This is a genomic window from Faecalimonas sp. (assembly GCA_029264305.1).
GTDB lineage: Bacteria > Bacillota > Clostridia > Lachnospirales > Lachnospiraceae > Faecalimonas.
In genome coordinates this window covers 13,316-26,267 of sequence record JARICA010000008.1, presented here as the reverse complement: position 1 = coordinate 26,267, position 12,952 = coordinate 13,316, and the positions used below count along the sequence as shown (strand labels likewise).

The window sequence follows — 12,952 nt, the reverse complement described above, 5'->3', positions numbered from 1 at the left end:
TATTATTCCTTCTTTGTTTCTACTCTTAATCTCTTAAATAATTGTATTTGTAATCGTATCATTTCATAATACATTGGACTTCCACCAACAATACAGAATATATCAGCAAATTTAAAACGAAATCCAATAAAAGTAAATACTGGGTTCTTTCCCACGAATATGCTTCCTATACATATAATTATAAAAAATAAATGTGTTTCAATTGGACCCAGCCTTGGAAATAAAAATTCTTTTAAGTATAAAATATAATTCATAGCAGTAAATATAATTAACGCATACACCGGTGTTAAAAACAACGCAATTTCAAAACTAATAAAACCTGCAAATGCCAATGCTATAATCAAATATGTTATATGTAATATATCTGTCAGTAAATCGAAATAACTACCTGCCTTTGATGACATATTCCTAGTTCTAGCAACATATCCATCCAAATCATCACAAATTAAATGACAAATAATTCCTAAAATCGTTCCTACCAAAAATAACGGATTTAATTTAGACAAAAATGCACATAAAATTCCGACTAATCCTCCAATTGCTCCTATTAAAGTAATCTGATTCGGTGTCATATTTTTAGGTATCCGTGTCCCCAATGTCTTATATAAGAATTGTTGAAATCCTGTTTCTAATTTACTTGGAATAATTTTTTTTATCTTTTCTTCTTCTTTTGTTTTATTCATCATCATTGTCCCTTTTCGCCTTAAATATATTACCTACAAAAGATTTAATATAATCTCCATAATTTATAAAATCATATACTCCTTCTTTTTTTGCTTTAATGAATAACTTAATTAATAATTTATAATAACAAAAATAATATTTCTTTACACTCAATTTACTTGGAGATGCTACTAAATGTAAATAATCCCAATGGGAAGGATTATCTGTAATTAATCTATCTTTATATCTGTCATATGTTTCTGTACACATTTCTGGAGTAAATATTGAAATGGCAACATGTTTTAACTGATGTTGTTTGATCCATTTATATAAATTACGAAAATCTACTGCTGAATAAGTCAAATCTACTATAAACATTCCCATAATGTTTATTCCTAAATGATTGCAAATTTCAATACTTTTACTATTGTTATATACACTTGATTTTTTGTTATACTTTTTTAATTGCCCATCATGAATCGCTTCTAATCCCACTAAAACATAGTACAAACCTATATCTTTTAACTCTTTCATAAAAGCCTCATTTTCTACAATAAAATCCGCTCTTCCATAACAAATATATTTCTTTTTAATGTTTTTCTCTTTTATTAATTTCACAAATTGTTTCAATCTATCTATATTAAACAGAAAATCATCGTCTACAATATATATATGATTTGATTGAATATGCTCTATTTCATAGACAACATCTTTTATTTCTCTACACACATATGTACTTGAATTCATTTTATTTCTATGACAAAAACTACAACGATACGGACAACTATATGCTGTTCTTACCCACGCAGAATGTTCTAGCTCTAAATATCTGTAATTTTGGGGATGCTCATAAAAATACGATCTGTCTGGTAATGGCAATTTATTTATATCAAATGCCCTGCTTATATTCTTTTTCCATACATTATTTTCTTTGTAACAAATTCCCTCTATTTGTTGTAATTCGATTTTTTTACTATTATACGCATAATCAATGATATCTAATATCTTGTAAATATCAAATGTAGTTAATATATAATCAACATACGGTTTATACATTCTTTCATAACATAATTGCGCATGCAACCCACCAATAATTGTTATTGTATTTACGCTATACTCTTTTGCTTGTTTACAATATTCCAACATAAAATTCTCTTGTCTTGTTCTTCCACAAACATATACAATATTGGGTTTATATTTATTTATCGCAGTTGCAACAGATTGTTGTTCCACTTGTCCATCATATAAATATACTGTATACCCTTTTTCTTTTAAAATTGTTGAAATATACTCTAACTCTAAACATTCATTTTCGATAACTCCAACAAAATTATACTTGGTCCTTGATATTTCCGGATGAATGAGAAGAACAATCAAACTTTCTTTTTGCATCTTTTCTTTTTTCCTCCTCTTCTAATATAGAATAGGCTATTTTCCCAACTAATGTTTTGGGAAGTTCTTTTCTAAATTCATATGCATAAGGCCACGAATATTTTGCTAAATTTTTTTCACACTGCTCTTTAATTTCATTTAATATCTCCTCGGAAGGTTGATACTCATTTCTTAATACAACAAAAGCCTTTGCAACTTGTCCTTTATATGGATGATCTATGCCAATTACACAAGATATTAATACTTTTTCATTCGCTTCAATACAATTTTCAATATATTGTGGATACAAACAATATCCCGAACTTACAATTGTCCTTTTCAGCCTTTGCTTGAAATAGACAAATCCATCCATATCCATATATCCTAAATCGCCAGAATACATCCATGTCAAACCATCTTCATGCTTTCTTAATATCAAATTCGTTTCTTTTTGATCATTCAAATATCCCTTCATTACAGATGGACCACTTATTAAAATTTCTCCCTCTTCTCCATACGGTATTTCTTGATCTGTATTCGGTTTAACAATTTTATAATATGTATCTGGATATGGGATTCCAATACTCCCTTCTCTATAATACTCCATAGGTGTAAGGCAACTTCCAGTTACACATTCCGTAAGCCCATATCCTTCTCGAATTTGTATTTTTGCCCCATGTTCTTTCAAAAAACAATCTACTTTCTTTTTTAAACTGACAGACAAAGAATCCCCACCTGAAATAACACACTTCAAAAAGGATAAATCATATCCCTCTAAATTTTTATTTTTCAATAATGCTTCATATAAAGTTGGAACGCCTGCTATTACATTCGGCCTATATTTTTTCAATAATTTATCAAACGTTTGTGCATTAAAGTGTGGCAATAAAATACTTGTCCCTCCAAAACATTGCACTGTATGAATACAAATCCCCAAACCAAATCCATGAAAAATAGGCATTATTGATAAAACTTTATCTTTCTCCTTTAAACATTGACAAGCCTCAATACTTTGCATCGCCAAAGCATTAAAATTCAAATTAGTTAATTCTATTCCTTTCGGATAGCCTGTTGTTCCTCCGCTATATAAAATCGCAGCAACAACATTTCCTTTGTGGTCATAGTTGATTTCATCAGAATATTCGTTTCCTAATTTTATAAAATTTTTCCACGTTAAAATAATATTACTTTTCTCTAATTTTATTTTTCTTCCCTTAGTCAGTTGATAACCAATTTTCATATATATAGGCATGGATTCTTTTGGAGAAACAACAATACATTTTTTCAAATCAGTTTCTTTTACAATATGGTTTATTTTGTTAAACGAAACATCTATAGCAATAAGATATTCACTTTTTGAAATATTCAAAAAATGTTTGATTTCATTTTCCGCTGATAAAGGATGGATCATATTAGACACTGCACCAATCTTGTTTAATGCATAAAAACTGATTATTGCCTCTGGCGTATTAGGCATACAAATACTTACCTTATCTTGATATTTTACTCCCAAATACTTAAATGCTCTTGCACATTGATCAATTTCCTTCATAAAATTTTTATATGTTTTTTTTGTTCCGTAATAATTGTAGCTTGTATCTTCAGGATATTTCTTCATTACATTTTTCAACATTTTATATAACGAAATATCTGGATATTCTAAATGAGGTTTTATTCCATGATAAGCGCTATACCATGGCGTTTTTACTTTATTTTCTGCCATATGACTCTCTACTTTCTTGCTTCTAATAATAATTGTTTGACGCTTTTGTATAGCAGATTATTTGCTTCTTCAATAGTCATTTGGGAAAAATCTAATGGTTCACCAAACACTATTTTCAAATTTTTACTCCTAAATTTATAATCTCCTGTAATAGAATACGGAATCACTTTACAGTCTGTTCTTTTTGCCATAACAACTGCACCAACCTTAAATGGTAGTAAAATTTCTTTTGTATAATTTCTTTTCGCTTCCGGAGATACATTGATTAAACTTCCGTCATTAAGATATTCTATTGCAGTCAACAAGGATTCCTTATTATGCTTTGCATACAAATCAACTGGTATCGTTCCTATTGCATAAAAAAACCATCCAAGCCTTCCATCATGTAAATCCTTTTTAGCTAATGTATGCACTACTCTTTTTGTACAAACATCTACTAAAATTGGGTCTAATGCATGTTTATGATTTCCTGCTATAACTGCTGCCCCTTCTTTTGGTATATAGTCTTTATTTAGAATTTGTGGATTGTAATATAACTTGAAAAGCATCGTAAATATTGGTCTTAAAATTCTATATAAATGCGTCTTTTTTTTCATAATTTCTCCAGTTTTGTTTGATAATACCTTCTTTTTTATCAAAATATATGTTTTGTATAATTATTTTTATTATATCATATCCTTTTATACTTTGATATAAACTCCTCTAAAAAAACAAAAATAAGGAGTATAGAGAAATTTAATCTTTCTCCAAACTCCTTAGCATTTTATATGTCAACAATTTTCTTTTTAATTTTTATCTTCAATGATCGGATAACGGTCTGCTTTATTTTGCAATACACACCTAACAGTCACACGCGCCTTTCCTCCATAGGTACATGTAAAAAGTGTTAAATCATATTTGTTATTAGCCATTTCTTCTACCTCTGTAGCTTCCATCGTAAAAACTTCTTCCACCAAATATACATACTCTTGTCCCGTTGCATCTGTTAAGTTAACTACATCTCCTATTGACAAATTACTGATTTTGCCAAAATGTCTTCTATAATTATGAGCTAAAATAACAAGTCCTCCGTCTTGAATACTCCCAGTATAAATGCATGGACTTTTCTTTAATTGAGGATAACTCCACTTCGACTGTACCGGCAATTCCAAACCAAGTTTCGGAATAGTTAATATTCCAAAATACGTTTCTCCATTCCATTCTAACTTGTGAGTATTACCATACTGCTTTTGATTCATTTGTTCTTTCACTAGTTTTAAAGCCTCATCGCTTACTTTGCCTGCGATATATTCCATTCTATAATTATATCCAAATAACAGTAATCCTCCCGTAAGCAATAAAACTCCAAAGAACATCAGTATTTTCCCTATTAATTTATTTTTCTTCATCTTCAATTCCACTGCGATATAACCGATATCCAATACCAACCAACACCAATCCTGCTAACACAAGTAGTGGTATAGGCCATTGCACCATACCTGTCTGCGGTAGTTTTTTATCAGGAACTGTAGACGGTTTCGTATCTGTCTTCCAATCAAATTTTGGAACTACAGTCGCTGTATTCTCCCAACGATCACTTTGATGATGATAAGTTGGCAAATACACTATAACTGGAAGCATATGCAACTTTGCTGGATCTCTATCTTCCCATTTTACTAATACATAAACACCTGCTTCTAAATTATCAAAATGAATTTTTCCATCTTTTCCAGTTCTTTTCTCCTGTAAAGGAGCTAACTTTTGGGTTTCATTTTGTGCCTTTTCTGGATTTTGCAAACGTGCACATAGCTGTTTTAATAAAATTGGAGCTTTATCTTCTGTATAATTATCAAATACTAAGTCCTTATAAAGTTCTATTGGTTCCATATGCAGATTTCCCATTTCATCCTCCTCTGCCGTTGCTACATGATAAAGAGAAATTTGGGTATCATATACCTTTTTTGAATTTGGAATATGTAAATCTACATCAATGGCAAACTTTTTGGAATCTATATCCATAGCAAATGTTGATACATTCACTGTAAAAAATAATAGAAAAAATAATAATAAACTTCTATTTCTTTTTTTACTTGCCATATCCCTCATCCTTTCTTTTTTTTGTATTCTTTCGATCACGCCAAAATAATGTAGCCACTAATAATAATACCAAAGGAATAGCTAACACAGGGGCAATTAGCATAAAATCTACTTGCGTAGCATCTGCCACAACACGAGTTGCTCCAGCAACTTGGCTATTATTTTCTATTCGATGCCCACGGACTAACATTCGATGCGTATTAATTCCATAAGGAGTGCATGTCATTAGTGTGACATAATCTTGCTCTGGTTCAATTTCAAGTTTTGTAAGATCTTTCGGTTCAACTATATGGATTTGATCCACTTGATAAGTTAAGGTTTCATTTAAAACATGCAGAACAAATACATCCCCTTCCTTAACTTTATCAAGATGTGTAAACAACTTTGAAGATGGCAATCCACGATGTCCTGTAATAACCGCATGTGTTCCTCTCCCACCAATAGGCAAAGAAGATCCTGGCATAGTACCTGCACCAACACTTAATACAGAAGAACTGTCCCCTAAATAAAGAGGCAAGGTAACATCAATAGAATCTATTTCGATATAACCAATAGCACCTCCTGTAGATCCCATTAAATGTAGGTACTTCTCCAACTCTTCCCCTTGCATTGCAAAACGAGCTTGATTCGATAAAATTTGTTCATTATATTTTCGTGCTTCTTCCATAATCTCATCGTAGGACGATGTATCCATTTTTTTCATTCGTTCTTCATAAGAAGCAATCGCTTTTGTTTGATGTTTTGAATTAATATAGTTACTTACTGTCGGATAAAGCAGTACAGAGAACCCTGTTAAAAAAAGAATTACAATGAAAATAGTTGACAAATGTTTTTTCATAGTTATCTCCTTACTATTGATTGAAACGGAGGTAGATACCTCCGTTTCAATGAGTATGTATATATGTTAATTAATGTTCTTTACGCTTCTTTATCATTAATACAATAACTGCTGCTAAAATTAGAACAGAACCAACTGCATAAAAGATTGTAGTACCAATTCCACCTGTAGAAGGTAATTCTGTACCTGTTTTGTTGATAATTTTTAGAATAAATTCATTTCCAACTTTATTTATTTGCCCATCATTCATCGTAATAGTTGGATCAATTCGATTTCCAAGATTATCAAACGCTGAAGTTCCCTCTGCATTTCGGTTTTCAGTAATCACAATTTTAACTGGTTTTATTAATTTATTATAACCATCTGGAGCTGAGATTTCCTTTAAATAATATGTTCCAGCCGCTAAACCTTCAATTGTCACTTGACCTGCAACAATATCTGCTACTCCATTTTCATTCTTTTCAGCCAAACGATATTTATTTTCCGTTTTGATGAATTTCATACGATTTTGTTCTGTACAAGCTGCATCTGTATATAATCCAAAAACTGCTCCGTCTAAAACTTTATCATCTTCATCTGTCTTTTTTACTACAAATTCATAGTTTGCAACTTTTACTTCATATTCAGGTGTTTTTTCTGTTTTATTAGGTCCATTATTATATTCCATGCTTACCTTATTGTCCATGCTAACCGTCTTCTTTGCAACAGCTGCATACTTTAACACAAGTTTAGTTCCTGATGTATACTTTTTCAAAGTTTCTGCAGGAATAGTTACTTTTAAAGTATTAGCTCCTGCCTTTGGAGAATTTTTATCATATTTAACAGTATAACTTTCAGAAATATTTTGATTGTTTAATGAAATTTTAACATTCTTCACCTGTTCATCTGTCATATCTAATCCAGTCATAATATCTGTGATAATGTAATCTCCCCAAATATAACCACCTATAGTAAATGGGATTTCATAGTTTACTATCTCACCATATGCTGCATTTGTCTTATCTGCTGATTTGTTGATTGTTGGTTTCGTATTTTTTTCAAACATCTCTGTATTAGGATTTGTCGTATCTAATGCATATAATCCTCCAGCGTTCGTTGTTGTCATATAATAACCAAGTGGTAAATTTGCAAAAGTTACTTTTTTCTCATTTGCTTGAGTTGTATATTCCTTCACTGCTGGAATAGTATTTGTTTCTGCATAACTTTTAGCTTTTGATGCTAAATTTTGCATACCTTGCTCAGTATTGTCTTTCAACGTAACATTTCCATTAGTTTCATCAATATTTACCAATGCTTTCCCTTCAGCATCTTCAGTAAAAAATTTTACCCAAGCTTCATTTACTGTATAACCATAATGTCCTTTTCCATCATAGCTTAAATCAAACAAACGATAAGCCTTATATGTTTTTCCCGGCTCTGCATTGTTAATTGTAATTGTTCCACTTTTGTTTGTATCTTGTCCTGCTGCAAATGCTGGCGTAACAAGAACTAATGTCAATATAAGTGCAAGTGCTGCGCTTAATATTCTTTTCATTTTTTTCATAAATAATCTCCTTTTTTCTTTTGTTAATTTTCATTTATTATTTAAGAAGTACTATTGTGTTTAGGACTTCTTAATTTCTTTTTCGACGATGCGATAAGAAAAATAATCCTATTGCACCTAACATCATTCCAAATCCAGATAGGAAATATGGAATAATTCCATGTCCTCCAGTTTCAGGAAGTTCCACTCCTGTCATATTGACACCTTTAACCTCATAAGCTACCCCTGTAGTAAAGCCAAGGTCAACTGTTATACGGTTACCCGGAACTCCATTCATAGATGCTGCATATCCATCATAATCCAATTCTTGCACAACCGCTTGAACACTTGTTGGCAATTCACTTATTGTAATTATTTCTCCATGCTTCAACTTTACATTCGTAATAAGGTTTGTATCTTTTGGTTCAAATTTTAATGTAAAATATGTTGTCTCACCATTTTCTAACATTTTCTTTGCTGGAACTTGGTCGAGTAAAACGCCTTTTAATTTCGGTAAAGTTATTTGGAAAGTAAACTCTCGTTCTCTCTCTTCTGGCAAAGGATTTCCATCTGATTGATCTGTACGCTTCACCTTTTTGGAAATAGAAAGTATGCTTTTATCTTTCAAATTACTTTCATTTACACAAGTTACTTTGACTACATGGTCTGAGCCAATCGCACTTGTAACTATATGTGCAACTCCAATAGCTGGTTCTTTTCCTTCTTCACGGAAACTAACATTATACTGTCCTGTTTGATCAGCTCCAAATACTTCTTGAACACGTAAGGCTTTTCCTATCGGCAATCCTTCAATTACAACAATCTCACCTGAGTATAGAGAAAGATTTCCTTCGTATTGCCCATCATTTCCTTTTTTTAATATAACTGTATCTTTTCTGCCTTGTGTACGTGCTTCTACTGGAGTTCCATAGTAAGTTGCCTTACATGTAAGTTCTGCCTGTTCACTTGTATAATCTTGAACTCGCAAATTAAAATTAAATTTCGTATTCGGTGGAACAACACCTTTTGTTTCTTTTGCTAATACAAATGACCCTTTTGGCATTAAAACAGGATCACCTGTATTATGAATCGTTACATAATGTTGACTTCCTGCTCGAATTGCAGTTTTATTTCTAATTCCTTTTTTAGATTGTTCCTCGAATTCTTCAAAATTTTCTTGGTTTTCATCTTTATTGCTAGAATTTCCTTCATAAGTTGTTGTATAAACCGCCGCTTCTTCTAAAGTCAAAGTTTCAGAAACTCTATATTTTGTTCCAGGCAATACATGCAAATGAATACTCTGACCATCCTCAATTGAAATCAGTCCATTGTCCGATTTCTTTAACTGACGCTTCTCTTCTTGAGGAAGTGTCTCTCCTGGCTTTAAAATTCTATCATTTAGAATCCAATAATCTGTATCTTCCGGTAAAGGAAGCCATACTTTCTCTTTTGTATCCCAAAGTTCTATTCGAATTGCAAATGGTACTCCCTTGATTGGAGTGGTATTATCACTTTGCTTTGCATACTTTGTAATATTCAAACCTGCTAAACCACCCATATCATTTTCAAAGTCCACCCAGTTAAACTCATTTTTTATACCAGTATTCATCTTTGCTTGGTGTGCTATTTCACTAGTACCATCTATTTTCACTGATTCAATGTTTGTTTTTGTTGTTTCTGTATGTAAATTAACTTGCATTGTATCATCATTATAGTCATACAACGGTGGAACAAGTTTATTTATGACTTTACCAGTTTCATCCTTCACTTCCATATACGTTCCTGGATCTTCTTCCTTCCCCATCCATACTTTTGGAGCAGGAGCTACATTTGGCAAAATCTCACTGACATAAATATTCATTTTCTTCTGATCAGTTACACCAGTATGTTTTAAATCAATTGCTCCAGCAAGATCGGCACGTTCCCCTGCGCGTAGCCAAAACCGACCTTGATCATCTGTTTTTCCAACTCCAACAGTATGTCCACCTGTAATCGGGTGCGCTCCTGGTTTCCACTCAATTTTTCGGTAAGTAGCTTGAGCTAATGGCTGTCTTTTCCCTTCAAATTCCGTTTCTGCTTGAAATTGATACCACATATGCTCTGTTACTACATCTTTCATCGATTCTTCTGGAAATCTCTTTCCAACAATCAAACCATGCTGTACAGGAACTAAGTTAAATCGAATCTCACAGTTAGAAGCACCTTCTCCTCTCTCCAAATAAAAGAATTTAAACTTATGATGTGAAAATTTACCAAAACCAGCCGCTTCACGTGCTGTCTTTAATTCATCCTCTGTCATCTTATTTGGATCGCCTTTAATATTATATAAATTTTTCTGGTATCTATCACTATGTGGTGTATGAGGCGAGTTTGTAATAACTTCCCCTGTTCTAAAATTAATCTTTCCACCATATCGATCGTGGATTCCTCCCAAATCAAGAACCAATTTATCATCAATGAAAAGCCATACATCATCATCTCCGTTAAATTCAAAAATCATATCACGAAGACCTGTATGTCCCCCGTCCGCATCGGGAACCTTTCCTCCTGGTGGTATAGTAAACTCTGCTTCCATTGTCATTCCAAAATGATACTCTTTGTCCGCCTGTACATTTTCTGGTTTTGGCTTGTTTGCTTTTTCATAGGTATCAAATGGTAAGAATTTTGCATTATCTCCTGTTCCACTTACAGTTGGTAACGCAGGTTGTTTATAAACTATAAAATCTTTTCCTTTTGCATACGGTTCAGCTGAGTTTGCATTCTCGGGAACAATCGTAGCAAAATTGGTCATAGAATCATAATGATAGTATCCATCCTTATCCTGCCAAAACAGATTATCCAAATCCTCATAGACATTTTTTACCTGCCCAGTTTTTAACTGCGCCTTACACATCTCTATATCAAAAAGATAATCTAAAGACTCTCCCTGTATATCGGGATATTTATTAACCAATGTATTTCCTACAATTCCTTGATAAACACCACCATCTTTTCCAGTCCAATTATTATATTCCTCCGGAGAGCTTCCCTGAGGTTTGAACTGTAACTTCTTCCCTTTGTTAATACTTGTATTTTCATTTCTTGTGTTATAATTAAACAGATTAATCTTTAATCCTTTATCTCTTAGTGGAACAGTATTGGCTCTTTCTAACTTGCCTGTCTGTATCTTTCGATACAACAGTTTCAAAGGCTCCTGTTCTGAAATCAAAATTTTCTTTCCTTCTAAAGTCACCCCATATGGTTTTCTATTATCACGAATAACTTTAACTACCTGATTATCATATTTAGGTTCTCCAACATATGCGTTCCCGATGAAAAAATACGTATTACTTTTTGGCATCACATCTGTGTTACTAATTTCCAATTCTGTTCCTATATATTTCATTACATCTGGATTTCTTCTATTTGGTGAATCTGTCGCACTAAGTGGAATTTCTTTTTCTCCAAAGATTCCTGCATCATCCATGTATTTCACATGAATATCCGTTTCTTTTCGATAGACTACTCGAATAAAATCTGATGGGTTTTCCTGACCATTCATAATAAAGTTTGGTTGTGGATCAAACTTTATTTTCGTGTTGCGATCTTTATCGTTTGGGAAATAATACCAATTATTATTTTCTCTCCTTATACCATAAATTCGTTTGTCAAATTTACCATTTCGCATTAAATATGCTTTTCCATCATATTTATAACCATCAATCTTGTCATGCTCATCACTCATAAACAATTTGTTAAAACTTGCATTTGGTTTATAAGCATCCCCCCATTGGATATCATTTGGCTTATCTTTCTCATGCACCTCATGCCCAAATTCATCTACGCATTGAATTCTAATTTTCAAATCCTTCCATCCTAACGATGTAATCGTATAAACAGAAAAACTATCTGTAAGAAAAGTGGCCATATATGTCTGTGTATTATCGCTTCGTTTTAACACACCTTTTTCATCATCCATTACAGATTCTAAAACCACGTCCACATTCTCCAATATAGAATCTTCTTTGCTTGTTGGAAATTCCTTATGATGCTGAATCTGAATACTTTCTGGATTTACCTTCTCTGGTAATAAGTTATTAAAATCAATAGAAACGTAAATCGGTGCATTCGGTTCAACTTCAGCACCTGTTTCATCCACCAAAGAAATATCTAATGCATTTAAATATTCATAACTTATCTTTGCATCTTTAACTCGTTTCTCTGCTTGTCCAAATTCTTCACTATCCCTATTTAACACCTTTGCCTGTAATTCTACCTGTTTGGGAATGGTGTTCGGCTGTGCAAATAAATATACCGCTCCTCCTTCAGAAAGTTGTACTGTTCGTACATCGGTATACTCTGCCGGTACATCTTTTCGCAGTTGTTCCACCATCACTTTTTGTGCTGAAGACATTTGCAATTCCTTCTGCTGTAGATTTTCAGATGTTTTCACATCATAACATTCTGCAATATGCGTATGTTCTTGTTTGGAACAAACTAATGTCCTTTTCCAACATTCTTCCGTATGAACATGATTTTCTCCTTCTTCTTTATCACAAATCAACTGTTTCTCATAACAATCGTCTGTATGGGTATGCTCTTTTAATCCACAGACAACTTGACCACTCATTGTACTTGCAGGCTTTGTTAAAATACCTAAAACACATACCGTAATTCCCAAAGCTAACACTACAAACCAAGAATACAGTTTTCTTTTATAGTTTCGTTGCGCTTTAAACTTAGCAATCTTATGTTTTATCGTATTTGCCATACGTTCTAC

9 protein-coding genes are annotated in these 12,952 nt (G+C 32.5%); all 9 read right to left on the bottom strand.

The features are described from left to right. Positions 1-2: 2 nt before the first annotated feature. Positions 3-683, bottom strand: a complete 681-nt coding sequence (locus ACY2U7_RS00850; RefSeq protein WP_461867631.1) for a CDP-alcohol phosphatidyltransferase family protein — start codon at positions 681-683, stop codon at positions 3-5. Continuing rightward, complete coding sequence (locus ACY2U7_RS00845; RefSeq protein ID WP_461811641.1) at positions 676-2,055, bottom strand: B12-binding domain-containing radical SAM protein; 1,380 nt, start codon at positions 2,053-2,055, stop codon at positions 676-678. The genes ACY2U7_RS00850 and ACY2U7_RS00845 overlap by 8 nt, the downstream gene beginning before the upstream one ends. Further along, the gene (locus ACY2U7_RS00840) at positions 1,994-3,757 is read right to left on the bottom strand and encodes an AMP-binding protein (RefSeq protein ID WP_461815681.1); all 1,764 of its coding nucleotides are present in this window, start codon (positions 3,755-3,757) and stop codon (positions 1,994-1,996) included. The genes ACY2U7_RS00845 and ACY2U7_RS00840 overlap by 62 nt, the downstream gene beginning before the upstream one ends. An 8-nt stretch (positions 3,758-3,765) precedes the next feature. After that, positions 3,766-4,353, bottom strand: a complete 588-nt coding sequence (locus ACY2U7_RS00835; protein WP_461815680.1) for a lysophospholipid acyltransferase family protein — start codon at positions 4,351-4,353, stop codon at positions 3,766-3,768. A gap of 189 nt (positions 4,354-4,542) precedes the next feature. After that, positions 4,543-5,145, bottom strand: a complete 603-nt coding sequence (locus ACY2U7_RS00830) for a sortase (protein WP_461811644.1) — start codon at positions 5,143-5,145, stop codon at positions 4,543-4,545. Further along, entirely contained in the window at positions 5,132-5,833 is a 702-nt protein-coding gene (locus tag ACY2U7_RS00825; RefSeq protein WP_461811645.1) for a hypothetical protein, read from the bottom strand. The genes ACY2U7_RS00830 and ACY2U7_RS00825 overlap by 14 nt, the downstream gene beginning before the upstream one ends. Continuing rightward, a complete protein-coding gene (locus ACY2U7_RS00820; RefSeq protein WP_461815679.1) occupies positions 5,823-6,671 on the bottom strand; it encodes a class C sortase in 849 nt (282 codons plus the stop codon). Before ACY2U7_RS00820 ends, ACY2U7_RS00825 begins: the two co-directional genes overlap by 11 nt. A 70-nt stretch (positions 6,672-6,741) precedes the next feature. Next, complete coding sequence (locus ACY2U7_RS00815) at positions 6,742-8,214, bottom strand: SpaA isopeptide-forming pilin-related protein (protein ID WP_461815678.1); 1,473 nt, start codon at positions 8,212-8,214, stop codon at positions 6,742-6,744. A gap of 70 nt (positions 8,215-8,284) precedes the next feature. Continuing rightward, entirely contained in the window at positions 8,285-12,943 is a 4,659-nt protein-coding gene (locus tag ACY2U7_RS00810; RefSeq protein ID WP_461815677.1) for a DUF7601 domain-containing protein, read from the bottom strand. Positions 12,944-12,952 lie beyond the last annotated feature (9 nt).

Coding starts and splice junctions, on each gene's coding strand:
- ACY2U7_RS00850 (WP_461867631.1), bottom strand. CDS start 683: ATGAATAAAACAAAAGAAGAAGAAAAGATAAAAAAAATTATTCCAAGT.
- ACY2U7_RS00845 (WP_461811641.1), bottom strand. CDS start 2,055: ATGCAAAAAGAAAGTTTGATTGTTCTTCTCATTCATCCGGAAATATCA.
- ACY2U7_RS00840 (WP_461815681.1), bottom strand. CDS start 3,757: ATGGCAGAAAATAAAGTAAAAACGCCATGGTATAGCGCTTATCATGGA.
- ACY2U7_RS00835 (WP_461815680.1), bottom strand. CDS start 4,353: ATGAAAAAAAAGACGCATTTATATAGAATTTTAAGACCAATATTTACG.
- ACY2U7_RS00830 (WP_461811644.1), bottom strand. CDS start 5,145: ATGAAGAAAAATAAATTAATAGGGAAAATACTGATGTTCTTTGGAGTT.
- ACY2U7_RS00825 (WP_461811645.1), bottom strand. CDS start 5,833: ATGGCAAGTAAAAAAAGAAATAGAAGTTTATTATTATTTTTTCTATTA.
- ACY2U7_RS00820 (WP_461815679.1), bottom strand. CDS start 6,671: ATGAAAAAACATTTGTCAACTATTTTCATTGTAATTCTTTTTTTAACA.
- ACY2U7_RS00815 (WP_461815678.1), bottom strand. CDS start 8,214: ATGAAAAAAATGAAAAGAATATTAAGCGCAGCACTTGCACTTATATTG.
- ACY2U7_RS00810 (WP_461815677.1), bottom strand. CDS start 12,943: ATGGCAAATACGATAAAACATAAGATTGCTAAGTTTAAAGCGCAACGA.